We start from the raw sequence: 24134 nt of genomic DNA on the forward strand, positions 1-24134 counted from the left end.
ACTGAATCATGGCCCTCGACATTCACGCTCACCGCATCCTGATCCTCGACTTCGGTTCCCAGTACACCCAGCTGATTGCCCGCCGCGTGCGTGAAATCGGCGTGTACTGCGAACTGCATCCGTTCGACATGGACGACGAAGCGATCCGCGAATTCGCGCCAAAAGGGATCATCCTCGCCGGCGGCCCCGAGTCTGTACACGTTGCCGACAGCCCCCGCGCACCACAAGCCGTCTGGGACCTGGGCGTACCGGTCTTCGGTATCTGCTACGGCATGCAGACCATGGCTGAACAGCTCGGTGGCAAGGTTGAAGGTTCCGAGCTGCGTGAGTTCGGTTATGCCCGTGTCGACGTGGTCGGCAAGAGCCGCCTGCTCGACGGCATCGAAGACCACATCGACGCTGACGGCCTGTTCGGCCTCGACGTCTGGATGAGCCACGGTGACAAGGTCACCAAGATGCCGGAAGACTTCCACATCCTGGCCAGCACCCCGAGCTGCCCGATCGCCGGTATGTTCAGCGACGCGCGCGGTTACTACGGCGTGCAGTTCCACCCGGAAGTGACCCACACCAAACAGGGCGGTCGCATCCTGTCGCGCTTCATCCTCGACATCTGCGGCTGTGAAGCCCTGTGGACGCCGTCGAAAATCGCTGAAGACGCCATCGCTCAGGTGCGTGCCCAGGTCGGTACCGACAACGTACTGCTCGGCCTGTCCGGCGGTGTGGACTCTTCGGTTGTTGCCGCGTTGCTGCACAAAGCCATTGGCGACCAACTGACCTGCGTCTTCGTCGACAACGGCCTGTTGCGTCTGCACGAAGGCGAGCAAGTGATGGCCATGTTCGCCGAGAACATGGGCGTCAAAGTGATTCGCGCCAACGCTGAAGATCAGTTCCTGAACAACCTGGCCGGCGAGTCCGACCCGGAGAAGAAGCGCAAGATCATCGGCCGTACCTTCATCGATGTATTCGATGCCCAGTCCAACAAACTGGATAACATCAAGTACCTCGCACAAGGCACTATCTACCCGGACGTGATCGAGTCGGCTGGCGCCAAAAGCGGCAAGGCTCACGTCATCAAGTCGCACCACAACGTGGGTGGCTTGCCGGAAGAGATGAACCTCAAGCTGGTTGAACCGCTGCGTGAGCTGTTCAAGGACGAAGTCCGTCGTCTGGGCCTGGAACTCGGCCTGCCGTACGACATGGTCTACCGTCACCCGTTCCCGGGCCCGGGCCTGGGTGTGCGGATCCTCGGTGAAGTGAAGAAGGAATACGCCGACCTGCTGCGTCGCGCCGACCACATCTTCATCGAAGAACTGCGCAAAGCCGACTGGTACCACAAGGTCAGCCAAGCGTTCGTGGTGTTCCAGCCTGTGAAATCGGTTGGCGTGGTTGGCGATGGCCGTCGTTACGCCTGGGTCGTTGCCCTGCGTGCCGTGGAAACCATCGACTTCATGACCGCACGTTGGGCGCACCTGCCTTACGAGCTGCTGGAAACCGTCAGCGGCCGGATCATCAACGAAATCGAAGGCATCTCCCGCGTCACTTACGACGTGTCGAGCAAGCCGCCAGCGACGATTGAGTGGGAGTGATCCTGCACAAACCTTGAAGGTTTGATCGCTGGATAAAAAAGCCGTGTGAGCGTGAGTTCACACGGCTTTTTTCATGGGGCCGCTTTGTCGTTTGGCGAGCCTGCGTCCCGTCGTCACGGGCGCTTTGCTGTTTCTTTCACAACTGCGGGTGTATCGTATTCGCCTTTTGCGGGCCTTGGGCCTGCCGCTTTTCATGTGAGGTAGTTGAGTTCATGTCGTTTACCCGTCGCCAAATCCTCGGTGGCCTGGCCGGTCTTGTTGTCGTTGGTGTCGGAGCCGGGGGCGCGTCGCGTTACTGGCTGGGCAAGATGGCCGATGCTGACGCGGGCCACGACTATGAGCTGATCGCCGCACCGCTGGACGTTGAGCTGGTGCCGGGGCACAAGACCGAGGCCTGGGCATTTGGCCCGTCGGCACCGGGCACTGAATTGCGCGCGCGTCAGGGCGACTGGTTGCGGGTGCGGTTTATCAACCACCTGCCCGTCGCGACCACTATTCACTGGCACGGCATCCGCCTGCCGCTGGAGATGGACGGCGTACCTTACGTCTCGCAACTGCCGGTGTTGCCGGGTGAGTATTTCGACTACAAGTTCCGTGTGCCGGACGCCGGCAGCTACTGGTATCACCCGCATGTGAACAGCAGCGAAGAACTCGGCCGCGGGCTGGTCGGTCCGTTGATTATCGAAGAGCGCGAACCCACCGGTTTCAAGTATGAAAAAACCCTCAGCCTGAAGAGCTGGCACGTCGATGAAGAGGGCGCGTTCGTCGCCTTCAGCATCCCTCGTGAAGCGGCGCGTGGCGGCACGGCGGGGCGCTTGTCGACCATCAATGGCGTCTCGCAAGCAGTGATCGACTTGCCGGCCGGGCAGATCACCCGAGTGCGCCTGCTGAACCTCGACAACACGCTGACCTATCGCCTGAACATTCCTGGCGTCGAAGCGCAGATTTACGCACTGGACGGCAACCCGATCGAGCCCCGCCCGTTGGGCAAGGAGTACTGGCTTGGCCCGGGAATGCGTATTTGCCTGGCAATCAAGGCGCCGGCCGCTGGTGAAGAACTGGCCCTGCGCAACGGCCCGGTACGTTTGGGTACGTTCCGTTCGGTGGCCAACACCGACGCGCCGACCCAATGGCCGCCTGCGTTGCCCGCCAACCCGATTGCCGAACCGGACCTGGCCAATGCCGAGAAACTCAACTTCAATTTCGAATGGGTCGGTTCGGTGTCGGTGAACGTCGACAACGGCAAACCGCCGAGCCTGTGGCAGATCAACGGCAAGGCCTGGGACATCACCGACAAAACCTGTGCCGACCGCCCGATTGCCAAGCTTGAAAAGGGCAAGAGCTACATTTTCGAATTCAAGAACATGACCCAGTACCAACACCCGGTTCACTTGCACGGCATGAGTTTCAAAGTCATCGCCTCGAACCGGCACAAGGTCATTCCGTATTTCACCGACACGTATCTGTTGGGCAAGAACGAGCGTGCGCAAGTGGCGTTGGTGGCGGATAACCCCGGCATCTGGATGTTCCACTGCCATGTGATTGATCACATGGAAACCGGCCTGATGGCCGCCATCGAGGTGGCGTGATGCGTCAGATTCGTCCCGCAGCCATCATCGACCGCAGCCGAGATCGCGACTTCATGCGCGAAGCCCTGGCCCTGGCGGCTCAAGGTGCCACGCTGGGCGAAGTGCCGGTGGGCGCGGTGCTGGTGCAGGACGGTGAAATCATCGGTCGCGGCTTCAACTGCCCGATCAGCGGTAACGACCCGAGCGCCCATGCCGAGATGGTCGCGATCCGCGCCGCTGCGCAAGCGGTGAACAACTATCGCCTGCCGGGCAGCACGCTGTACGTGACCCTTGAGCCGTGCAGCATGTGCGCCGGGCTGATCGTGCATTCGCGGATTGCGCGGGTGGTGTATGGCGCCCTGGAACCCAAGGCGGGGATTGTGCAGAGCCAGGGGCAGTTCTTTACCCAGGGCTTTTTGAATCACCGGGTGTTGTATGAAGGCGGGGTGTTGGCGGAAGAATGCGGGGCTGTATTGAGCGAGTTCTTCAAGGCCCGCCGCGCGAAACCAGCAGACTAAACACGTAAACCCTGAAACTGTAGGAGCCGAGCTTGCTCGCGATGGCGGCTGTACAGTCAACAATGATGTTGAATGTCAGACCGCTATCGCGAGCAAGCTCGGCTCCTACGGGTTATGCGTTATTTACGGGCGACGATGACCGCACGCATCGGCGCCGGCAGCCCTTCGATCGTCTTGCTGTGATCGTCCGGGTCCAGGAAATCACTCAGCGACTGATACTTCATCCACTCCGTCCCGCGCTGTTCCTCGACCGTGGTCACGCTCACGTCCACACAACGCACATCCGTAAACCCGGCACGGCGCAACCACAACTCCAGCGCCGGCACCGAGGGCAGGAACCACACGTTGCGCATCTGCGCGTAGCGGTCTTCCGGTACCAGCACCTGCTGCTGATCGCCTTCGATCACCAGCGTTTCCAGCACCAGTTCACCGCCCTTGACCAGGCAATCTTTCAGCGCCAGCAAATGCTCGATCGGCGAGCGACGATGGTAGAACACACCCATCGAAAACACAGTGTCGAAGCCTTCCAGCTCCGGCGGCAAGTCTTCGAACGGAAACGGCAGGTGCCAGGCATTCGGCTCGGACAGGTAACGCTGCACGGCCTGGAACTGGCAGAAGAACAGCCAGTTGGGATCGACACCGATCACGCTGTCGGCACCGGCACCGAGCATGCGCCACATGTAATAACCGTTGCCGCACCCGACATCGAGAATGCGCTTGCCCTTCAAATCCAGATGCGGCGCAACCCGCGACCACTTCCAGTCCGAACGCCATTCGGTGTCGACGTGCACGCCAAACAAATCAAACGGCCCTTTGCGCCACGGCGATAAACCCATCAGCGCGGTACGCATCTGTGCGCGGGTTTCGTCGTCGCACTCAGTGTCCAGCATCAGGCCATTGAGCAAGTCGACGACCCTCGGCTGGATCTTCGGCAGTGCGTCCAGCGCACTTTGCCAGCGCTCCAGGTCGCCGTGCCCCTTTTCCATTTTCTTGTCGAGTTGTGCTTGCAGGGTGTTGGCCCATTCAGCAAGCGGTGTGCCGGCCAGACGGCGGGCGAGGGGGGACAGATCAATCATGGCAAGGCAATCAACGAGGCAAAGTTAAGACACTGGAACCACGGCATGACTTTCGAGAACCCGGCGGCCAGCAGGCGCTCGCGGTGTTCTTCGAGGCTGTCAGGCTTCATGACGTTTTCGATGGCGCTGCGCTTCTGGGCAATTTCCAGTTCGCTGTAACCGTTGGCGCGCTTGAAGGCGACGTGCAGGTCGGTCAGCAGCGCGTGTTCTTGCGGGTCATTGAAGCGCAGCTTCTCCGACAGGATCAGTGCGCCGCCCGGCAGTAACGACTGGCGAATGCGCGAGAGCAACGCGGTGCGCTGCTCCGGAGCGATGAATTGCAGGGTGAAGTTCAGCGCCACTACCGAGGCGGGCTGGAAGTCGAGGGCGAGGATGTCGCCTTCAATCACTTCCACCGGCAACAACTCCTGGAACATCGAGTCCTGGGCGTTGAGGTATTCGCGGCAACGCTCGACCATGGCGGCGGAGTTATCCACAGCGATGACGCGGCAACCGTCGGTGCGCACATGACGGCGCAAGGCCTGGGTCACGGCGCCCAGCGACGAGCCGAGGTCGTAGAGCACGCTGTTGGGCTGGGCGAATTGCGCGGCGAGCACGCCGAGGTTTTCAACGATGGTCGGATAACCCGGCACCGAGCGCTTGATCATGTCCGGGAACACCCGCACCACGTCCTCGTTAAAGGCGAAGTCGGGTACCTGGGCCAAAGGCTGGGCGAAAAGGCGATCGGATTCTTTGCTCACGGCGGTTCCAGCGGCATGGGTGGAAAAGGCCGGCATTTTAGCCAAATTGACGGGGGGATGCGCGGGTTGTCTGATAAACCGCTGGGCAGATCTGGATCTTGTGTTTATAGGGAGATCGCTTTCGCGGGCAAGCCCGCTCCCACAAGTACAGCGCTATCCCTGTGGGAGCGGGCTTGCCCGCGATGGACTCAACGCGGTTTCTGGGTGAACGCCGACGCCGTAATCCCCCATTGCCCCAGCCAGTAGCTGATGATGATCACGTAAGGCGCCGCATCGAACGGTGCGACAAAGCGGCTGATGCCAATCACGCTGTCGGAGAACACAAACGCCAGCGCACCTGCCGCCGCCAGCAGCGCCGAGCGTTTCGGCACATCGGAGCCCAGTCGGGCCAGGGCTCGCCAGAGCATTGCGCTGATGGCCAGGCCATAGACAATTACCGGGACCAGCAACGGGCCCAAACCGTGGGAAATCAGAATCCCCAGCAGCACCGCACCCACGGCCAGCGCGATGATCAAGGGCAGCAACGCCAACCGGCGACAATCGCTCAAGTAGGCTTTCAAGTACGCCAGATGCGCGACCAGAAACGCGCCGAGGCCAAACACAAACAAGTCCCCCGGCCACGCCAGCAACACGTCGCCGAGCAGCGAGAAAATCAGGCCAAGGCTGATCCAGCGGCGATAGTCGCTGGGCGGCGCGTCGTGCAGCCAGCCGAGCAGGGCCAGCACCGGCAACGGTTTGACCAGCAGGCAAAGCAACGCGGCATGCACACTCACGCCATATAGAAAGGTCACCGCGCCCATCAACGCCAGAATCAGCCAGCCCATGATCAGTTAACCGAAATCGCGCAATCGAAGGTTTCCACCGGCAACACTTCCGGGGCCCAGGGTTGTTGCGATGTCAGGCGTAAACGCCCGGTGCCGGCGGCGAAGGCCTGAAAGCGCCAGGTCGAAATACCGGCGCTGCCGACGATGCCGGCATCTTCCGGATTGCTGTACACCTCGGGGCTGAGCGCATGCAGCACACCACCGGCCGAATCCTGGATTGCCCAGCGATAACCCGTAGTTGGGTTGCTCGGCAGGGTCAGGATCAGGTTTTGCCCGCTGTTGAGTTTCACCGGGCATTGGCTTTGTTTTTCCACGGTCACGTTCTGTTTCGGCTGCGTGGCGCAGGCGGCCAGCAAGGAAAGGGCGAGGGGGGCAAACAAGCGAGTGGGGGACATAAGGTCAGTGGCTCCGGCATTCACGACGAACGGCGAGCATAACTGAAGATGAGACAAAGTGTGACAGCATGGCGGGAGATGATCGTTCCCACGCTCTGCGTGGGAATGCCGCCCGGGACGCTCCGCGTCCCATCACAAGCGTGACGCGGAGCGTCACAGGATGCATTCCCACGCGGAGCGTGGGAACGATCAGGTTACGAGGTCAGAACAATATCTTCGCCACATCCGCAAAGCGCTTGGCGAAATGCACGGTGATCCCTTCCTTCAGATAGTCCGGCAGTTCATCAAAACTGCCACGGTTAGGCTCCGGCAATATCAACTCGAAAATCTTCTGCCGCCGCGCCGCAATCACCTTCTCGCGTACCCCGCCAATCGGCAGTACATGCCCGGTCAACGTCAGTTCACCGGTCATGGCCACGCCTTTTTTCGGTGGCTGGTTGCGTGCGAGCGAGAGCAGGGCGCTGGCCATGGTCACGCCGGCGCTCGGGCCGTCTTTCGGGGTGGCGCCTTCCGGGACGTGCAAGTGGACAAACGCCTCGTCGAAGAATTTCGGATCTCCGCCAAACGACTTCAGGTTGGAGCTGACGTAGCTGTAGGCGATTTCCGCCGACTCTTTCATCACGTCGCCCAGTTGCCCGGTGAGTTTGAAGCCCCGGTTGAGCGTGTGAATCCGTGTGGCTTCAATCGGCAAGGTCGCGCCGCCCATGCTGGTCCAGGCCAGACCGGTAATAACGCCGGTGCCGGACAGCACTTGCTCGTTGCGGAACACCGGATGACCGAGTGAGGCTTCGAGGTCTTTCGGCCCGAGTTTGATCACCGCTTTGGGTTCGTCGATCAGCTTCACCACGGCTTTGCGCACCAGTTTGCCCAGTTGTTTTTCCAACTGACGCACCCCTGCTTCACGGGCATAACCGTCGATCAAGGCTTTGAGGGCGCTGTCGCTGATGCTCAGGCTGCCTTTGGACACGCCGGCCTTTTCCAGTTGCTTGGGCCACAGATGACGCTTGGCGATGGCGATTTTTTCTTCGGTGATGTAGCCCGACAGGCGAATCACTTCCATCCGGTCCAGCAACGGGCCGGGGATCGAGTCCAGGGTGTTGGCGGTGCACACGAACAGCACTTTCGACAGGTCCAGACGCAGGTCCAGGTAATGGTCGAGGAATTCGACGTTCTGTTCCGGGTCGAGGGTTTCAAGGAGCGCCGAGGCCGGGTCGCCTTGATAGCTTTGGCCCATCTTGTCGATCTCGTCGAGCATGATCACCGGGTTCATCACTTCGACGTCTTTCAACGCCTGAACGAGTTTGCCCGGTTGCGCGCCGATGTAAGTGCGGCGATGGCCCTTGATCTCGGCTTCGTCGCGCATGCCGCCGAGGCTGAAGCGATAGAACGGCCGGCCAAGGGATTCGGCGATGGACTTGCCGACGCTGGTTTTACCCACGCCGGGCGGGCCGACCAGCAACACGATGGAGCCGCTGATCTCGCCTTTATAAGCACCCACGGCGAGGAATTCGAGAATGCGGTCCTTGATGTCGTCGAGGCCTGCGTGGTGTTTGTCGAGCACTTTGCGCGCGTGCTTGAGGTCGAGTTTGTCCTCGCCGTACACGCCCCACGGGACCGAGGTGGCCCAGTCTAGGTAGTTGCGGGTGACCGCGTACTCGGGCGAGCCGGTCTCGAGGATCGACAGCTTGTTCATTTCCTCTTCGATGCGTTTCTGCGCCTGCGCCGAGAGCACTTTGCCGGTCAGGCGTTGTTCGAACTGCTCGATGTCGGCGCTGCGGTCATCCTTGGTCAGCCCCAGCTCTTGCTGAATGACCTTGAGCTGTTCCTTGAGGAAGAATTCGCGCTGATGCTCGCCGATCTTGCGGTTAACTTCGGCGGAAATCTCTTTTTGCAGGCGCGCGACTTCGACTTCCTTGCGCAGCATCGGCAGGACTTTTTCCATGCGCTTGAGCATCGGCACGCAGTCGAGCACTTCTTGCAGCTCGCTACCAGTGGCCGAGGTCAGGGCGGCGGCGAAGTCGGTCAGCGGCGAGGGGTCGTTGGGGCTGAAGCGGTTGAGGTAGTTTTTGAGCTCTTCGCTGTACAGCGGGTTGAGCGGCAGCAGTTCCTTGATGGCGTTGATCAACGCCATGCCGTAGGCCTTGACCTCATCGGTCGGCTCGGTGGGTTGGTGCGGGTACTCGACTTCCACCAGGTACGGTGGGCGATGGTGTTTGAGCCAGGTTTTGATGCGCACCCGGGTCAGGCCCTGGGCGACGAATTGCAGTTTGCCGTTTTCGCGACTGGCGTGGTGGACCTTGACCAGTGTGCCGTACTCGGGGAGTGCGTCGGTGTTGAAGTGGCGCGGGTCTTCCTGGGGGGCGTCCATGTAGAACAGGGCCAGGGCGTGGTGATCGGCTTTGCTGACCAGGTCCAGTGTTTCAGCCCACGGTTCTTCGTTGACGATGACCGGCAGTACTTGGGCCGGGAAGAAGGGGCGATTGTGGATCGGGATGATGTAGACCTTGTCCGGCAGGTTTTGGCCGGGCAGGGCGAGGCCTTTGCCGGTGGTGTGGTGTTCGATTTGTTCGGCTTCGTCGTACTCGCTTGGGTCTTCGGGGAATTCTTGCTGGTCGCTCATGGGGCACCTGCGCAATGGGGTATGGGTGTTAGATGGGGCAGGTGGGGGGTGGTTTCAATGGCCCCGGATATTTCCAGATGTGTGTTCAGGGGCGGGACAGATTCAGGGATCTTAACGGCAGGCAGTGTGCCGCTCGCTCAAAACAGGTGACGCGCCAGCCGCCTGGGCCCATCGCCCGCTTGATCAAAAATCCATCGTTCTATCCCTGGCACTGTGCGCAGCGCTGCAAATGCTGCCGACTTATGTTGCTCTGTGCATATCACATGCACGTTGGGCCCGGCGTCCACTGTTGCACACACCTCCAAACCCTCACCGCGCAGTTGCCGCACCCGCTCCAGAATCCGCAAGGTTGCCGGTTTCCAATAGAAAATCGGAGGCTGTGAAGTCATGGCAATCATGTGCAACTCCACGGCTTCGCGCTCCACAACAGCGGCCAATGCGTTGAAATCCCGGCTCACAATCGCTTGGCGGACAGTCGCCAGGCGTTCCGGCAGAAGGTCCAGTCGAGTCGGGTAAAAGGGGCTGCTGTTGGCGAGAAGATGACCTTGACGGGAGCTGACAGTTTTAGGTGTGGCGTCGACGATGGCGATCAAGTCATGCAGCGGCCAATGCTGCCCCGCAGCGAGTTGGACCGGCTCGCAGAGCTGCCGGCTATCGCCAGGCCATTGGACAAACCCGCCCAGCACCGAGCGCGCCGCCGAGCCAGAGCCGGACAGGCGCGCCAGTCTGCCGAGATCGGGGCTGTCGAGTGATTGCCCGCAACGCAGGGCGAATGCCACTGCCAAGGCACTGAAACCCGACGCTGACGAGGCAATGCCCGCACCCGTCGGGAAGTTGTTGGTCGTGGCGATGCGCAGCGGTGTCCAGTCATCGAAGTACTCGCGCAAGGGTTGCAGATGGCGTTCGATTCCAAGGCGCAGTGAGGTTTGTGCCACAACCAATAGGCCGCTGGCGGTTTTCCACATGATTTCATCGGCAGCGCCCTTCGTCCGGGGCGACAACGTGCAGAAGCTGAGGCACTGACTCAGGGTCATGGAGATTGAGGGATTGTTGGGGAGCGTCTGCCGTGCATCGCTCATGCCCCAGTACTTGATGAACGCGATGTTGCTGGGCGAAGAAACGCTGATCCGATTCATTGCACCTGGACCTCCAGGCCGCCCACCGCTAATGGGGCATCGATTCTGCGATAGTGGGCCAGTTCCGGTAGCGCCGGCGCGTCGACCACCAATAGTGCTCCGGCCTGGTCCCCGGAGAGGGCGCCAGCCCCGCAAATTTTTGCTGCACCACCGGCTGCTTCAATGGCGCGGATCACTTGCACAACGGCTTTGGGCACCACGCCCAGACATTCCAGGGCCGCTTCATAGTCGTGTACCAACGCCTTGAGTGTTTCAGGTGCCGGGCTGCGGGACTGCAACAGCGTGCGAAAGCGTTCGGCACAGTTGTGCATGCTTGCCAATAGTGGGTTATCCCGGCCTTCGAGCTGGTGTCGGGTGGCGGCGATGACATGCCCGGTACTCTCGCGAGCGGCTCCGGTGTGGTAGATCTCAATGCCGTGCAATTGCAGATGTACCGTGCTCTCGGGCCACGAAATCATCTTGAACCGGTTTCCCGCTTCGCGGCGTCGTTCGACCATGCCACCCAGCAAGCAAGTGTTGTGATCGATCCCTGACGGCAGCCCATGTTGGTAACGTTCAACGCGCATGGCTAGCGGTTGCAGCGGATGCCGTTGCGGCGACAACTTGAAGAGGCGCAACAACGCCGCTGACAGGCTGACCGCCAGGGCTGCCGAACTGCCGAAGCCTGCGTCCAGCGGAATGCTCGATTGCACTCGTAGCGTGCAGCCGCGTATGTCTTCTAGCGCCAGTTTGAGCAGAACTTCGCCCACAGCACATTTGACCAAGTGATCAACGTCGTTTCCTCTGACGCCGATAAAGGTGTGTGTCTGGGGATCGTTTCGAAAGCATACCCAGCGTTGGCGCACTTCCCGGACGTAATCGAGCAGGGCGCCCGTGCTGTATTGCCGATGGATTTGCAGCTCGGGTAACTGAATTTCAATCTGATCATCGTCGCGCTCACGCACCTGCACGGTGCAATACAGCCCCAAGGTAGTAGCGAACACCGGGCAACCCTGCAACGCCGCGTGCTCGCCAATCAGAATAATCTTTGCGGGAGCGCGTGCTTGCACAGCAACCGGTGCCATGACTCAACGCCCCCATTGCACATGAGCTTTTACCAAATGATGTGCTGCTTGCGCCGCCATGATGGACAACTCACCCGCCAGCACCAGCGCTCCGATTATTTCTGCCAAACGCAAAGTGTCGACTCCAGGTTTTTTGGCGCCCGGGACAATTCCCATCAACGCCAGTGCTTCGCGTTGAGTGCACAAACCGGTGCCGCCGCCGACAGTCCCCAGTGGTGTGTCGGGCAACAGGATCGAGGCGTAGAGGGCGCCATGCTCGCGCGCTTCGAGGCAGGTAATGCCGCAAGCACTTTCTGCTACTTGAGCGACATCTTGTCCGGTGGCGATAAAGACAGCCGAAAGAATATTGGCGTGATGGGCATTACTGCCCATTGCCCCCGCCATTGCTGAGCCCAACAGGTTTTTGCGGTATTGGACGTCACACAACGAAGCCGAATCGGTTTTCAGGATGTCGTGCAGGATGTCAGCGCTCAGATGGGCTTCGGCAAAAATGCGTTTGCCCCGACCGTTTAGCACGTTAACCATCGCCGGTTTTTTATCGGTGCAGTAATTGCCCGAGATGCTGATGCAGGGTAGGCCGGTAGCGGGGCTGATCAGCTCGGTTATGGCCCGCTCGCAGGCAATGCTTGCCATGTTCATGCCCATGGCATCGGCACTGTGGAAGCGAAAACGCAGGTAGATCGTGGTGCCGACCAATGCGGGCACGATGTCCTGCAATACAAGGTGACGGCTGTTCTCTTCGCAGAGCTGTTTGATTTTGTCGTAGTTGTTTCGGACCCAGGCTACGAAAGCCTGTGACTGTACGATACCGCTGGAGCGAAACACCGGCGCTCGGGTGATGCCCACATCGTCGACGCGCACCACCGCGCCTCCGGCGGCGCGTAACGCGGCGCACCCTCGGGACACGCTGGCGATCAGTGCACCTTCGGTGGTCGCCAGTGGCGCAAAGACCGGTTCCTGGGCGGTAATCGCTTGCCCATTGACCAACAGGGGACCGGCAACGCCCAGCGGTATCTGAATAGCCCCGATGAAGTTCTCGCATTTTGCCGGGCGTGCATCAAACGTGTAATTGCCGATGGTGGTGAGTGAGGCCCCAGTGATCAATTGCAACGCCTCACGCCGAATGAAGGACGCTTGGTTGCGCGACAAGGTTTCAGGTAGTTGGTGCAGGCGGACCTCACCCTTGGCCAAGGCCTCTATCCATTGAGCGTCGAATTGAGAGTGGGACATGAGTCACCCGGCGGGTCATTGAGTGCGCAAGGTGGTGCGCGTCCTGTTGATGATCTGCAGAACTGACCCAGGCAGGTACTGTCATTGTTGACAGTTTTTTATATCGATCGGCGATTGGACGGCACTCGTCGAGGCGTTCCGGACAGACAATTAGCCCACATTGACCAAATGTGGGAGCGTCGCACCTCCGCTCCCACTGGGGATCAACGGTGTTGCGCGGGTTTGGGGAGTTCGAGGTTGTCCATCATTCGGTTCGCCGCCAGTTCGGCCAGCATGACGATTTGCTGAATGGCCATGGCGGTGTTGCGATGCGGGCCTTCCAGGTAGGCGGCAAAATCGCCGGCCATCACGCTGGCCTGGGCCAGGGATTCACAGGTGTGGGCCAAGAGGTCTTCGTCTTTGAGGTCCGGTGCAAGCATGAACATGGTGCTGGGTTTGCGGGTGGGCGGTGATTTCAGGGCTGCGGGGTTTAGGTAGTGATTCAGCGCGCGTTCGGCGGCTTCATTGAGTTTTTTGGAATCGATGGATTCGTAGGGGGAAACATCGTCGGTTTCGGGGGGATTTGGTGTTTCTTTGATCATGGTGAAGCTCCATTCGAAGATAGGGAGTTCGCCACGACTGCGACCAAGCAGTTGGGTGGCAAACCGTACGCAGGTTGGTCGACCAGGGAATGGAACCCGGCAGGGCCGAAGCCCTCCCACGCACAGCTCGCCATGAAGCAAGCACGAAAAGTGCGCCATTCTAAACCTGGGCGACCAAACCCGGTCGCTGAATTTGCAGCGACGCCCAAAGCCTATCGTCCCGGCTTCTGACCCAACAACCGACAGCGCTTGTCGGAAACCGCCGCCAGAGCAGCCACCGCTGTAGGACGTTCGCCGAATTTCCAGACCAACCACAACCCAAATGTGGGAGCGGGCTTGCTCGCGAAGGCTGTTTAACATTCAACATTTTTGTCGACTGACACACCGCTTTCGCGAGCAAGCCCGCTCCCACATTTGATTTGTGTTGTGGTGTAGACCGCGGCCACAAAAAAAGGCGACCCCCTCACAGGAGTCGCCTTCGTTTTAACCGCCGCTAAAACTTATTCCGACAGTTTGTACGCCATCACATAGTCACCTTGTTTGGTGCCCAGCGAACCGTGACCGCCCGCAACGACCAGCACGTACTGCTTGCCGTCCTTGCCGGTGTAGGTCATCGGTGTGGTTTGCGCGCCGGCCGGCAGGCGGCCTTCCCACAGTTGCTTGCCGTTTTTCACGTCGTAGGCGCGCAGGTATTGGTCGAGGGTGCCGCTGAGGAACGCGACGCCACCGGCGGTGGTGAAGGTGCCGCCCAGGCTGGGTACGCCCATGCTCAAGGGGATCGGAACCGGCGAACTGTCGCGCACGGTGCCGTTCTTGTGCATCCAGATTTTTTCATGGGTGGTCAAATCGACCGCTGCCACGTAGCCCCACGCCGGTGCCTGGCACGGCAGGCCCATTGGCGACAGGAGGGGTTCAAGGACTACGCCGTAAGGCGCGCCTTTGTTTGGTTGTACGCCTTCGGTTTCGCTTTTGCGCGGGCCTTGGGCGGCGATTTCCGCAGCCGGGATCAGCTTGGATTTAAAGGCCATCCAGTCCGGGTTCACGAACAGGATCTGACGCACCGGATCCACTGAGATACCGCCCCAGTCGAACACGCCGAAGTTACCCGGATAAACGATCGAGCCTTGCAGCGATGGTGGGGTGAACGGGCCGTCGTAGCGCAGGGATTTGAAGGTGATCCGGCAGACCAGTTGGTCGAACGGTGTCACACCCCACATGTCGCGTTCTTTCAACGGCGGCGGCATGAAGTTGAGGTCGGACTTGGGTTGGGTCGGCGAGGTGTGATCACCGGCGACAGCGCCTTGCGGCACCGGTACTTCGTTGATCGGCACGATGGCCTTGCCGGTGCTGCGGTCCAGCACGTAGATGCTGCCTTGCTTGGTGGACGCAAGCACCGCTGGCTTCACGCCGTCTGCGGTTTTCAGGTCCATCAGGGTTGGCTGGCCGCCAACGTCCATGTCCCACAGGTCATGGTGGGTGAACTGGAAGTGCCAGCGCACTTTGCCGGTGGCGATGTCCAGGGCGGTCAGGCCGGCGGCGTGCAGTTCCGATTCAGGGGTGCGAGCGCCACCGAACTGGTCCGGGGTCTGGTTGCCCATCGGCAGGTAGAGCATGCCGAGTTTTTCATCGACCGCGAACATGGACCACATGTTCGGTGAGTTGCGGGTGTAGGTCTGGCCTTCGGCAATCGGCGTCGTATCGTCCGGCTTGCCGCTGTCCCAGTTCCACACCAGTTTGCCAGTGTGTACGTCGAACGCGCGGATCACGCCGCTTGGCTCGTCGGTGGAGACGTTGTCGGTGACGTGGCCGCCAATCACTACCAGGTCTTTAGTGACCGCTGGAGGCGAGGTGGAGTAGTAACCGCCGGCGGTGAAGCCGCCGATGTTGGCGCGCAGGTCAACCTGGCCCTTGTCGCCGAAGTCTTCGCACATCTTGCCGGTGTCGGCGTTCAGGGCGATCAGGCGGGTGTCGGCGGTGGGCAGGAAGATCCGGCGCGGGCAGGCGTTGGCCACGGCTGCGCTGGCGCTGCCGGTCGGGCTCTGCTCGGAGGCGTAGACCGCGTCATTGTGATACGACACGCCACGGCAGGTCATGTGGGCCCAACCCTTGAAGTTCGCCGCGTTTTGCGTGGAGAGCTTCGGATCGAAACGCCAGATTTCCTTGCCGGTGTCCGGGTCCAGCGCGATCACCTGGCTGTGCGGCGTGCACACGTAGAGCATGCCGTTGACTTTCAGCGGGGTGTTTTCAGCGGTGGTCTCACCCGGATCGTTCGGGCCCGGCAGGTCGCCGGTGCGGTAAGTCCACGCCGGGACCAATTTGTGAGCGTTTGCCGGGGTGATCTGTGCCAGGGGCGAGTAACGATCACCGTGAGCGCTGCGGCCGTAGGAATTCCAGTCACCGTCGGGCATGGCCGGGGCGGTGTTGGTCATGCCGGGCACGCTGTCGCGGTCCAGTTGACCCTTGATTTCACCCGGGTTGGTGAATTGGCTGGCCAATGCGGCCACGCCCGCCACTACCACAGCGACACTCAGGGCGCCGGTGCCCATCGGTGCAGCACCTTCGCGCAGCAACGGACGACGGAACCATGGCAGCAACATGACCAGGCCCAGTGCAAACAACATCGCCAGGCGCGGCACCAGTTGCCACCAGTCGAGGCCGACTTCCCACAGTGCCCAAACGGTGCTGGCGAACAGCACCAGTGCGTACAGGCCCAGCGCAGCGCGGCGGGCGAGGATCAGCAACACGCCGGTCAGCGTCAGGCCGATACCGGCCAGCAGGTAATACAGCGAGCCGCCGAGCATGCTCAGCTTGATCCCCCCGGCCAGCATGGCCAGGCCCATTAGCAGAAGCAGGATGCCGAGCAGGCTCGGCAACAGACGGCTTCGACTCAAAGCACCATCAGTGCTCATAGTGTGGTTCTCCGTGACGTTTCAAGTAGTCCCGCGCAAGTTCACTGTAGATGACGATCTGGCGTGGGCATGGTTCAGTTATATAAGTGAAACCTGGTTAGCGCTTGTTCAGGTGTTGCAACCCTTGTAGGAGCAGAGCTTGCTCGCGATGGCGGTGTGTCAGACCGCATCAATGTCAACTGGCACTCCGTCATCGCGAGCAAGCTCTGCTCCTACAAGGTTTTGGGGTGTTGTTTAGAACGACGACTGGATCTTGATCCCGCCAATCAGCGCGTCATCGACGTTATCCACACCACCGGGATGGCGGATGTATTGCAGGTTCGGGCGCACGGTCAGCCAGTTCGTCACATGCACGCCGTAATAGAGCTCGGCGCTGTATTCGGTGTCCTGCGGCGGCAAGAAGGCCGGGTCGTCATAGTCGAAGACGGCATGCGCCTGATTGGTGGCTTCAGCGTTTTTGCGATAGGCCGGGTTGACGTGGACGCGGGCCAGCGCGAAGCCGATGTCGTCCTTGGCGCGCGCATCGAACAGGCCTTTGTAGACGACGCCCGCCTGCACATAGTTGTCGATGGCATTGGTCTTCTTGTCGTGCATCGTGCCGTTGGCGAACACGTTCAAACCACGGCTGTGATCGCTGGCGACGCTGGTGATTTGCTGCTGAATACCCAGCCATACGCCGTGCTTGCTCGATGCGCTGCGGTAAGCCTCGCCGCTCAGGGCGGCGGGCTGGCCGTTGCTGTCTTTGTAGACGTCGGTGGCGCTGGCGCTGCTGTAGTAATAACCGGCGCGGTATTCGCCCGGCAGGCCGTTGAGCGTTGGCGACCACACCAGTTCCACGGGCACGATTGCGCCCTGGGTGCCGCTGCCACTGAGCTTGAAGCCGTTGTCGCGATCGAGGTTCGACGGGTTTTGCTCATAGGCGCCAATCTGCGCGTACAACTGCGGCGTCAGGTGATATTTGACCCGCATCGCCCATTGGCTGACGGGCCAGTTGTACCAGATGCTGCCGGCCCAGTTACCGACCTGGGAGCCACAGAACGCCAGGTTCTGGAAGTCGCAGGGGAAGCTGTTGAAGTCTTCGCCTTCACCAAAGCGGCCGGCCTTGATGTCGAGTTTTTGGTCGAAGAACTTCTGCTGATACCACATCTGCGTCAGGCGCCAGGTTTGCCCACGGCCCCAGACTTCCTGAGCCGAGGTGAATCCCCCCACGCGAGGGTCGTTGATGCGGTCGTTGCTGATGTTATTGCCGCTGCGTTCGGTGATGGTCAGCTGAAATTCGGCATCGTTCCAGCCCAGGATTTTCTGCAAATCCAGGTGCGTGCCGAGGCCAAACTGGTCGCTGTAGCGCGCGGTGCGGTCATGGTCGTAGCCACCGTGCAGGTTACTGCCCATTTCACCGGTGTAATCGACTTTGAAGTCGTAGCCTTTTTCCGAAAGTTCGGTGCGCGTGCCGTTCCAGTCACCCAGCATCCAGGGGGAGTCGCTATCGAAGGCGGGCGCTGCCTGGGTGCAGGTGGCGAGGCCCAGTGCGGTGAATCCGCCGATCAGGCGCAGGGCTTTTCGGTGGGCAACAGGCAGTGAGACAGCGCTGTCTCGCGAAGTGTGGAAATCAGGCATAAAGAGAGAATTCTTGATCTTTTTCTAGGAAAGTTACGGATGGCAGCAGGCGTAAAGCAGGTAGCGGAAGCGTTTCAGCTTGGCGGCCGCAAGGATAATGTTCTGTTACAAATAGAGAAAGGGCTTTTCCTGACATGCAGCATTTCAGATTCGGTAACAGTGCCGGGCGGCGATCTTTTCAAGGTCACCTACATTTAAGGGACAAGCGATAGCGCACAGAGCGCTTCCACCCGACCACACCCTCGGCTAAGGTGCGCGGCTTCCCATCCTTTCACCGCTTGAAGGCCCGGCATGACCGAACAGAACAACAACCCGCTGCACGGCGTGACGCTGGAGCAAATCCTCAACGTCCTGGTTGAACATTACGAATGGTCGGGGCTGGCTGAGCGCATTGATATCCGCTGTTTCAAGAGCGACCCGAGCATCAAGTCGAGCCTGACGTTCTTGCGCAAAACCCCGTGGGCGCGGGAGAAGGTCGAGCGCTTGTACGTAAAATTGATGCGCACCAAGCGACCAGTCTGACAATGGTTAACCAACCGACGCCGGGTTCTGCCACGAGGCGTCGTTTTGTCGCCGTGGCGGCGGTACTGGGGTGGCTGGGGCTGAGCATTCAGCTGTACCTGATTCTCTACTCACGCTGGAGCCTTGAAGCCAGTTTGATCGGTGGGCTGGTGAGCTTTTTCAGTTACTTCACGGTGCTGACCAACACGCTGGTGGCGACCGTATTGACCTGTGAGTGGACATCCCGCGAGTCAGCGACGCGACGCTGGTTTTTGCAGCCGTGGGTGAGCAGTGCGATTGTGGTGAGTATCGCCGTGGTCGGCCTGGCGTACAGCCTGCTGCTGCGCCATCTGTGGCATCCCGAAGGCTGGCAGTTTCTGGCCGACGAGCTGATGCACGACATCATGCCGCTGCTGTTTCTGGGCTATTGGTGGTTATGCGTGCCCAAGGGCACGTTACGTCTGAGGCACATCGCGTTGTGGTTGATCTATCCGTTGGTGTACTTCGTATCGGTGTTGTGGCGCGGTCACGTGTTGGCGGTTTATCCCTATCCGTTTGTAGACGTCGACAAGTTGGGTTATCCACAGGTGTTTTTGAATGCGGGTGGGTTGTTGGCAGGGTTTGTGTTGATTGCGTTGCTGGTGATCGGATTGGATCGGTGGCTTGGACGTCGTGCGAAGAGTCTGGATGTTCAGTGATTGGGCTATCGCCTTCGTCGGAGCGAGCCGGCTCCGGGCGGCGCTCCGACGAAGAGGGCTTAGAGCCGGTCACTCTTCGTCGCTGTCATCCAGCCGCCAGTAACCCACGGCTTTGACGAATTGCTCGTTCAGCCCATGCTCATCAAGCAGCACCCGCCGAATCTGCCGTGACACCTTGGTTTCGGTCGCCACCCACGCATACAGATTGCCGCCGGGCACGTGCAGTTGCTTCACGGTGGTCAGCAGATTGTCCTTGCCGCCTTCGCGCAGCACCCAGATCACATGGACCTGCGCGGCGCTTTCCAGACGTTGCTGCTCGGCGCCGTTCTCCACTTCCACAATCACCAGCGCCCGACGATTGGCTGCCAGGCCTTCGAGGCGACGGGCGATGGCGGGCAGGGCGGTTTCGTCACCGATCAGCAGGTAGCTGTCGAACATGTCCGGCACGATCATCGAGCCGCGTGGCCCGCCGATGTGCAGGAACTGACCGGGTTTGGCCTGCTCGGCCCAGGTCGAGGCAGGGCCGTCGCCGTGCAGCACGAAATCGATATCCAGTTCCAGGGTGTCAAGGTCATAGCGACGCGGTGTGTAATCGCGCATCGGCGGCATCGGCCCGTTGTTTTTGCCCGCGCCGAGCACCAGGGTTTCCAGCGCCGCGTGTTCCGCCGCGTTTTGCGGGAACAACAGTTTGACGTGGTCGTCGGTGCCGAGGCTGACGAAACCGGCCAGTTCCGGCCCGCCCAGGGTAATCCGGCGCATACGTGGCGTCAGGTCGACCACGCGCAACACCTCCAGACGACGGCGTTTGATCTCATGCATGACGCGGTGGATGGATTGCACGATCACTTCAGTCATTCGGCTTTCTCTCGGACAGGTGGAACGGCAGGGCCGTCGACAATGGCTTTGGCGGTGTTATTGAGCAGGTCGCGTACCCGCAGGATTTCTTCCGGGCTCCAGCGGCCGTGGTGCATCTGCAAGGCATGACGCAAGTTGTGCACGGCTTCGTGGATCTCGGCCGGGCGGTCATGCCCGCGCAGCGAGCGTTTGCTGACTTCGATGCGCATCCGCACGCCATCCAGTGCAATGGCTTGCTCGGTCAACGACAAACGTCCGGCGTCGGTGATGCTGTAGCGTTTTTTGCCGCCCTCGGCGTCGCCCAGAATCATTTCGCTTTCTTCAAGAAAAGTCAGGGTCGGGTAGATCACGCCGGGACTGGGGCTGTAGGCGCCGTCGAACATGCTTTCGATCTGGCGGATCAGGTCATAGCCGTGGCAGGGCTGTTCGGCGATCAGTGCCAACAGCAGCAATTTCAGGTCGCCGGGGGCAAACACACGGGGGCCACGGCCGCCGCGTTCTCGGCCAGGACCTGGGCGTTTTTCGAAGCCGTCGCGGCTGTCGTTGTGCTCTCGATGGGAATGATGGTCTCTCATTTTGTGTCTTCTCTGTCGTGTTTAGATACAACTTAAGATATATCTTATGAGGAATGCAAGGCACCAGGACGAGCGGTCGAAGACTGAGGCAGGGCGCTGCAAGCGCAAGAGGGCTGTGACGGTTGCTTCTTTAGAGTAGTTAGACTAATTAATAACAGTTCATTTCTTACCAATGGCTGTTAAAAAATAATAAGTAGTGCCGTTCTTACAGATATTTAATCATTCTTGTCTGTGTGCTTTTTTAGTTAAAACTGTGTGTAGTATCAGTCTGAGAGTCGAACAGCGTAATTGCTGTTTTTACGACTTTTTTCCTTCTGTTTGAATGCTCTTGTTACTACATGTTCTTCGGAAGTTACGTACTTACTTTCCCAAGAGATTGGTCGATCATGTTCCGGCGTCGAAAGTTAAGCCTCGTGATGAACTCGTACATGACGCTGGCTTGTTAGGACTGCTCTCGGCCCAATCCTTTGAAAAGACAGGTACTCAATAATGCTCAATAAGTTTGCAATCGCCGTCCCGATGACACTCTTGGCACTTGGTTCTTCGCTGGCGTTCGCTGCGGAAGAAGCGCGCACCTCCATCAACATCAGCGCCACCATTCCAACCCAGGTTTTCCACGCCCAACCGGTCAATCCTGACTTTGGTAAAGATGAGAAAATGACCTACAACCTGGTGACCGGTACTTTGAGCCCATTGCGTGCGACGTACGATATTCGGCACACCAATGGTTCGGTCGGCGCCTATGTGGAAGGAGGTCCGCAACCCCTGTTCAACGGTAGCAACAACATCGCACTGACCTATAAATTCAACGGCGTTACCCTGACCGGCGCTTCCCAGGAAGTCGTTGGCGATACCGAGTCCAACGGTGGCATGCGGGCTGATCTGGTGATTGACGCCGCTAAACCCACCGCCACTCAAACGGGTTTCTACACTGCCACTCCGGTGGTGATCTTCGATGCCATCCCGCGCATCTAGTAATACTGAGATGACTTAAGGGTTGTCCTTATTAAGTAACGCTCACCGGTCGATGGGTAGTCAGTATCCGTCGATCGGGTTTTAACGTAACTATCTCTAGAGTATTTCGCTCATGTTCCCGATGACTCACATCGCGACGGCGCTTGCCCTGTTTTTTTGTGCAACCGCTTTGGCTGCGCCTGCAGATAGCGCGTCTACGCCTCGAAGTCTGCTGGCGCAGGCCAAAGGTTTGCCGTCTGAGTTCGAAGAGCACTTCTTTGATGTGCCACTGGCGGTGCGCGTGGAACTTGACCAACAGTTTCTGGGTGAGGCGATGGTGGTGTTATCCCGCGACGATCGCATCACCTTAGTTGACTTCACCGATGTCAGCGATAGCACTATCAAGCCCAGCGAGCGCGAGACCTGGGCAAATTATCTCAAGCAAGGTGTCGCACTGGGAGGCTGCCAGGGGTCGTGCCCGGAGCAACTGCTGGCGGTGCATTACAGCCTGGAAAACTCACTGGTTTCGATCCTGACGCAAAACGCCGAACGCGACGAGACGGCGCAGCGCTACTACACGTTGCCCGAAGGCGGCAGCACCGGCCTGATCGTGCGCAATCAGTTGAACCTCAACGGCGGGCAGAACCAGGACCTGGGCGGGCGCTATGGTCTTGAAGCCAGCAGCAGCCTGGGCAACTGGACTCAGGCTGTGAATGTTCAGCTGTCCCGACTCGGCGGGATGGATGACGAGTTGTTTCACGCGGTGAATGAGCTGTACACCCAGCGAGAACTGGAAGGCAATTTTCTGCGACTGGGCCTTTTCACCCCTTCGTCCGAAGGGCTGAGTCGGCAACCGCGCACCTTTGGTACCAGCCCCGATACGGCGGTGGGGGTCATGTACGGCAGCTCCGACAGCCTGGCCATCAACAATCCGAAACCGGCGGTGTATCCGATCTACGTCACCGCCAACCGCCAGGGGTCGGTGGAAATCTATCGCGACGGTTTGCTGATCAATACCCAGGCGATGCCGGCCGGCTTGCAGACCCTCGATACCCGACCGTTACCGGGCGGGATCTACGAAGTGGAAGTGCGTCTGATCGAAGACGGTCAAATCACCTCCAGCACCCAAGAGCTGGTCTACAAGCCCAACAACTGGCGTAACCATGACGAGCGCTGGCGCTACAACCTGTTCGCGGGGCGCGAGTCCAAGGTGCTCAGTAACTGGGACGAGCAGGACGATGGCGACATGACCGCCGGCGCGGCGGTCAACTACTTGTTGCATCCGCGGGTGATCGTCGGCCTGAACGGGCGCCAGGTGCGTGACAGCTTGCAGTACGGCACGTCGGTCGACTGGGCCATCGTCAACAATGCCAGCCTCTACGCCAACATTTATCAAACCGAAGACTACGGCACCGGCCTCGACGTGCAGGGGCTGTATTCCTACGGCAGTGGCAGCGTCGTCGCCAGCCACAACCGCAGTTGGCTCGACACGACGCGGCTCTACGACACCTTGCCGGACGGAACGCGAGTGCGACAACGCAATGTGTTCGTTGGTCAGACCAGCAACTCTTCGTTGTCGCTCAACCATCGATTGACCAGCAAGACCTCGGTCAACGCGCGGGTGTCCCACAGCGAGGGCAATACCGAAGGCACGGGGGTGGATCTGGGATGGACCCAGCGCACCCGACTGTTCGGCAGCGATGCCAACTGGCGATTGTCACTGTTCGACCGGCCAGGCAGCGTGAGTTCGGGGGACGACCGCAATCGTGGCGTCGACCTGAGCGTCAACATTGCTTTGGGTGGCCCCGGCGAACAGCTCTCCGGCAGCATCGGCTCACGCACCGCGCGTGAGGGCGGGCGGGATAACAACGCCTCGATCACTTACCGCAAAGACCTGCAGGGGCATCTCTTGCAGAGCGTGTCGGCGACCGCCATCACCGACACCTATGGCATCGGTTTGAATGCGATGGGGACGATGCATTCGGACCTGGTCAACGGCGACGGGTTTGTCCAGCGTTCGTCTTTCAACAACGACTTCACCGGCGGCCTGAACCTGGACAGCACCGTGGCCGTCGGCGGCGAAAAAATGGTCGTGACCAGCCAGTACCACCGCAACGGTGCCGGGATGATCATCGATGTCGAATCGGACATCGCGGGCATCACCCTGCGCGCCGACGATTTGAGCGGCGGCAGTGCGGTACTCAAACCGGGTCGCAACTTTGTCCCCATCACGGCCTACAAAAGCAGTTCGGTCAGTTTCGACTTCGAGGGCAACCATGTGCCCGCCGCGACCATCCAGCCGGCGCGCTCCAGCTATCACCTGAACAAGGGCGGCGTGGAATATCGCCAGGTCCGCGTGATGAGCACCCTCACCGTACTCGGACGCTTGATCGACCCCCAGGGCAACCCGCTCAAGGGGCACCACATCATCAACCACGCCAGTCGCGGCGTGAGTGAAGTCGACGGCTTCTTCTCCATGGAAATGAACGCTGGCTCACCGACCCTGGAAGTGCGCCACGGCAATCAGTTGCTGTGCCAGTTCCGCCTCGACCCGAGCAGCGCTCGCACGGAAAACAACGTGCTGATGATCGGGGACCTGCGGTGCACACCGGACACATTGGCGGATGCGACTTTCATGGCCCGGACGGCGGGCTGATGGTCCGGCACAACGCGATTAATCAACGAGG

The 24134-nt window shown here is 60.0% G+C and carries 21 protein-coding genes; 8 read left to right on the forward strand and 13 right to left on the reverse strand.

Annotated elements, in window-relative coordinates; genetic code table 11:
* Positions 1–8 precede the first annotated feature (8 nt).
* From guaA to tadA, 3 genes are all read left to right on the forward strand, one after another.
* Entirely contained in the window at positions 9–1586 is a 1578-nt protein-coding gene (guaA, locus tag C7534_RS03235) for a glutamine-hydrolyzing GMP synthase (RefSeq protein WP_077431317.1), read from the forward strand.
* 212 nt (positions 1587–1798) lie between these two features.
* Entirely contained in the window at positions 1799–3175 is a 1377-nt protein-coding gene (locus C7534_RS03240) for a multicopper oxidase family protein (protein WP_109784986.1), read from the forward strand.
* Positions 3175–3672, forward strand: a complete 498-nt coding sequence (gene tadA, locus C7534_RS03245) for a tRNA adenosine(34) deaminase TadA (RefSeq protein WP_109784987.1) — start codon at positions 3175–3177, stop codon at positions 3670–3672. Before C7534_RS03240 ends, tadA begins: the two co-directional genes overlap by 1 nt.
* 119 nt (positions 3673–3791) lie before the next feature.
* Here tadA and cmoB read toward each other — a convergent pair whose 3' ends face one another.
* The 11 genes from cmoB to C7534_RS03300 all read right to left on the reverse strand — a co-directional run bounded on the left by cmoB (position 3792) and on the right by C7534_RS03300 (position 17864).
* Complete coding sequence (gene cmoB, locus C7534_RS03250; protein ID WP_109784988.1) at positions 3792–4748, reverse strand: tRNA 5-methoxyuridine(34)/uridine 5-oxyacetic acid(34) synthase CmoB; 957 nt, start codon at positions 4746–4748, stop codon at positions 3792–3794.
* Complete coding sequence (gene cmoA, locus C7534_RS03255) at positions 4745–5524, reverse strand: carboxy-S-adenosyl-L-methionine synthase CmoA (RefSeq protein ID WP_177412216.1); 780 nt, start codon at positions 5522–5524, stop codon at positions 4745–4747. Before cmoA ends, cmoB begins: the two co-directional genes overlap by 4 nt.
* 152 nt (positions 5525–5676) lie before the next feature.
* Complete coding sequence (locus C7534_RS03260) at positions 5677–6312, reverse strand: lysoplasmalogenase (protein WP_109784990.1); 636 nt, start codon at positions 6310–6312, stop codon at positions 5677–5679.
* 2 nt (positions 6313–6314) lie between these two features.
* Positions 6315–6707, reverse strand: coding sequence for a protease inhibitor I42 family protein (locus tag C7534_RS03265; RefSeq protein WP_109784991.1), 393 nt, complete (start codon positions 6705–6707; stop codon positions 6315–6317).
* Between the two features lie 202 nt (positions 6708–6909).
* Positions 6910–9327, reverse strand: coding sequence for an endopeptidase La (gene lon / locus C7534_RS03270; RefSeq protein WP_109784992.1), 2418 nt, complete (start codon positions 9325–9327; stop codon positions 6910–6912).
* 137 nt (positions 9328–9464) lie between these two features.
* Positions 9465–10463, reverse strand: a complete 999-nt coding sequence (mvaD, locus tag C7534_RS03275; RefSeq protein WP_052961847.1) for a diphosphomevalonate decarboxylase — start codon at positions 10461–10463, stop codon at positions 9465–9467.
* Positions 10460–11527 (reverse strand): mevalonate kinase family protein, encoded by a 1068-nt coding sequence (locus tag C7534_RS03280; RefSeq protein ID WP_109784993.1) that lies wholly within the window; start codon positions 11525–11527, stop codon positions 10460–10462. Before C7534_RS03280 ends, mvaD begins: the two co-directional genes overlap by 4 nt.
* A 3-nt stretch (positions 11528–11530) precedes the next feature.
* Positions 11531–12757, reverse strand: coding sequence for a hydroxymethylglutaryl-CoA reductase (locus tag C7534_RS03285; RefSeq protein WP_109784994.1), 1227 nt, complete (start codon positions 12755–12757; stop codon positions 11531–11533).
* A 203-nt stretch (positions 12758–12960) separates the two neighbouring features.
* On the reverse strand, positions 12961–13338 hold the full coding sequence (locus tag C7534_RS03290; RefSeq protein WP_109784995.1) for a DUF6124 family protein: 378 nt from the start codon (positions 13336–13338) through the stop codon (positions 12961–12963).
* Positions 13339–13838: 500 nt separating this feature from the next.
* The gene (locus tag C7534_RS03295) at positions 13839–16247 is read right to left on the reverse strand and encodes a glucose/quinate/shikimate family membrane-bound PQQ-dependent dehydrogenase (RefSeq protein ID WP_109784996.1); all 2409 of its coding nucleotides are present in this window, start codon (positions 16245–16247) and stop codon (positions 13839–13841) included.
* Positions 16248–16481: 234 nt separating this feature from the next.
* Positions 16482–17864, reverse strand: coding sequence for a carbohydrate porin (locus tag C7534_RS03300; protein ID WP_046026591.1), 1383 nt, complete (start codon positions 17862–17864; stop codon positions 16482–16484).
* A 39-nt stretch (positions 17865–17903) separates the two neighbouring features.
* Here C7534_RS03300 and C7534_RS32505 point away from each other — a divergent pair, with 39 nt between their 5' ends.
* The 3 genes from C7534_RS32505 (at position 17904) to C7534_RS03310 (ending at position 19063) form a co-directional block, all read left to right on the forward strand.
* Complete coding sequence (locus C7534_RS32505) at positions 17904–18062, forward strand: hypothetical protein (RefSeq protein WP_158283918.1); 159 nt, start codon at positions 17904–17906, stop codon at positions 18060–18062.
* A 93-nt stretch (positions 18063–18155) separates the two neighbouring features.
* Entirely contained in the window at positions 18156–18386 is a 231-nt protein-coding gene (locus C7534_RS03305; RefSeq protein WP_046026590.1) for a VF530 family DNA-binding protein, read from the forward strand.
* Positions 18387–18388: 2 nt separating this feature from the next.
* The gene (locus C7534_RS03310) at positions 18389–19063 is read left to right on the forward strand and encodes a Pr6Pr family membrane protein (protein WP_109784997.1); all 675 of its coding nucleotides are present in this window, start codon (positions 18389–18391) and stop codon (positions 19061–19063) included.
* A 69-nt stretch (positions 19064–19132) separates the two neighbouring features.
* Here C7534_RS03310 and C7534_RS03315 read toward each other — a convergent pair whose 3' ends face one another.
* Together C7534_RS03315 and C7534_RS03320 are read right to left on the reverse strand one after the other, a co-directional pair.
* Positions 19133–19918, reverse strand: a complete 786-nt coding sequence (locus tag C7534_RS03315) for a siderophore-interacting protein (protein ID WP_109784998.1) — start codon at positions 19916–19918, stop codon at positions 19133–19135.
* The gene (locus C7534_RS03320; protein ID WP_046026587.1) at positions 19915–20493 is read right to left on the reverse strand and encodes a PadR family transcriptional regulator; all 579 of its coding nucleotides are present in this window, start codon (positions 20491–20493) and stop codon (positions 19915–19917) included. Before C7534_RS03320 ends, C7534_RS03315 begins: the two co-directional genes overlap by 4 nt.
* A 489-nt stretch (positions 20494–20982) precedes the next feature.
* Between C7534_RS03320 and C7534_RS03325 the strand changes: the two genes are divergently transcribed.
* Entirely contained in the window at positions 20983–21468 is a 486-nt protein-coding gene (locus C7534_RS03325) for a CS1 type fimbrial major subunit (protein WP_046026586.1), read from the forward strand.
* 112 nt (positions 21469–21580) lie between these two features.
* On the forward strand, positions 21581–24103 hold the full coding sequence (locus tag C7534_RS03330) for a TcfC E-set like domain-containing protein (RefSeq protein ID WP_109784999.1): 2523 nt from the start codon (positions 21581–21583) through the stop codon (positions 24101–24103).
* Positions 24104–24134: the final 31 nt, after the last annotated feature.

It is taken from the genome of Pseudomonas sp. OV226 (genome assembly GCF_003148705.1).
Taxonomy (GTDB): domain Bacteria; phylum Pseudomonadota; class Gammaproteobacteria; order Pseudomonadales; family Pseudomonadaceae; genus Aquipseudomonas.

Excerpts from the sequence above, each read along its gene's own strand:
- C7534_RS03310 (WP_109784997.1), top strand. The coding sequence starts at position 18,389 with ATGGTTAACCAACCGACGCCGGGTTCTGCCACGAGGCGTCGTTTTGTC.
- C7534_RS03295 (WP_109784996.1), bottom strand. The coding sequence starts at position 16,247 with ATGAGCACTGATGGTGCTTTGAGTCGAAGCCGTCTGTTGCCGAGCCTG.
- C7534_RS03325 (WP_046026586.1), top strand. The coding sequence starts at position 20,983 with ATGCTCAATAAGTTTGCAATCGCCGTCCCGATGACACTCTTGGCACTT.
- C7534_RS03300 (WP_046026591.1), bottom strand. The coding sequence starts at position 17,864 with ATGCCTGATTTCCACACTTCGCGAGACAGCGCTGTCTCACTGCCTGTT.
- C7534_RS03260 (WP_109784990.1), bottom strand. The coding sequence starts at position 6,312 with ATGGGCTGGCTGATTCTGGCGTTGATGGGCGCGGTGACCTTTCTATAT.
- tadA (WP_109784987.1), top strand. The coding sequence starts at position 3,175 with ATGCGTCAGATTCGTCCCGCAGCCATCATCGACCGCAGCCGAGATCGC.
- C7534_RS03305 (WP_046026590.1), top strand. The coding sequence starts at position 18,156 with ATGACCGAACAGAACAACAACCCGCTGCACGGCGTGACGCTGGAGCAA.
- C7534_RS03265 (WP_109784991.1), bottom strand. The coding sequence starts at position 6,707 with ATGTCCCCCACTCGCTTGTTTGCCCCCCTCGCCCTTTCCTTGCTGGCC.
- C7534_RS03285 (WP_109784994.1), bottom strand. The coding sequence starts at position 12,757 with ATGTCCCACTCTCAATTCGACGCTCAATGGATAGAGGCCTTGGCCAAG.
- C7534_RS32505 (WP_158283918.1), top strand. The coding sequence starts at position 17,904 with ATGGCAGCAGGCGTAAAGCAGGTAGCGGAAGCGTTTCAGCTTGGCGGC.
- guaA (WP_077431317.1), top strand. The coding sequence starts at position 9 with ATGGCCCTCGACATTCACGCTCACCGCATCCTGATCCTCGACTTCGGT.
- cmoA (WP_177412216.1), bottom strand. The coding sequence starts at position 5,524 with ATGCCGGCCTTTTCCACCCATGCCGCTGGAACCGCCGTGAGCAAAGAA.
- C7534_RS03320 (WP_046026587.1), bottom strand. The coding sequence starts at position 20,493 with ATGAGAGACCATCATTCCCATCGAGAGCACAACGACAGCCGCGACGGC.
- cmoB (WP_109784988.1), bottom strand. The coding sequence starts at position 4,748 with ATGATTGATCTGTCCCCCCTCGCCCGCCGTCTGGCCGGCACACCGCTT.
- C7534_RS03280 (WP_109784993.1), bottom strand. The coding sequence starts at position 11,527 with ATGGCACCGGTTGCTGTGCAAGCACGCGCTCCCGCAAAGATTATTCTG.
- C7534_RS03290 (WP_109784995.1), bottom strand. The coding sequence starts at position 13,338 with ATGATCAAAGAAACACCAAATCCCCCCGAAACCGACGATGTTTCCCCC.
- C7534_RS03315 (WP_109784998.1), bottom strand. The coding sequence starts at position 19,918 with ATGACTGAAGTGATCGTGCAATCCATCCACCGCGTCATGCATGAGATC.
- lon (WP_109784992.1), bottom strand. The coding sequence starts at position 9,327 with ATGAGCGACCAGCAAGAATTCCCCGAAGACCCAAGCGAGTACGACGAA.
- C7534_RS03330 (WP_109784999.1), top strand. The coding sequence starts at position 21,581 with ATGTTCCCGATGACTCACATCGCGACGGCGCTTGCCCTGTTTTTTTGT.
- mvaD (WP_052961847.1), bottom strand. The coding sequence starts at position 10,463 with ATGAATCGGATCAGCGTTTCTTCGCCCAGCAACATCGCGTTCATCAAG.
- C7534_RS03240 (WP_109784986.1), top strand. The coding sequence starts at position 1,799 with ATGTCGTTTACCCGTCGCCAAATCCTCGGTGGCCTGGCCGGTCTTGTT.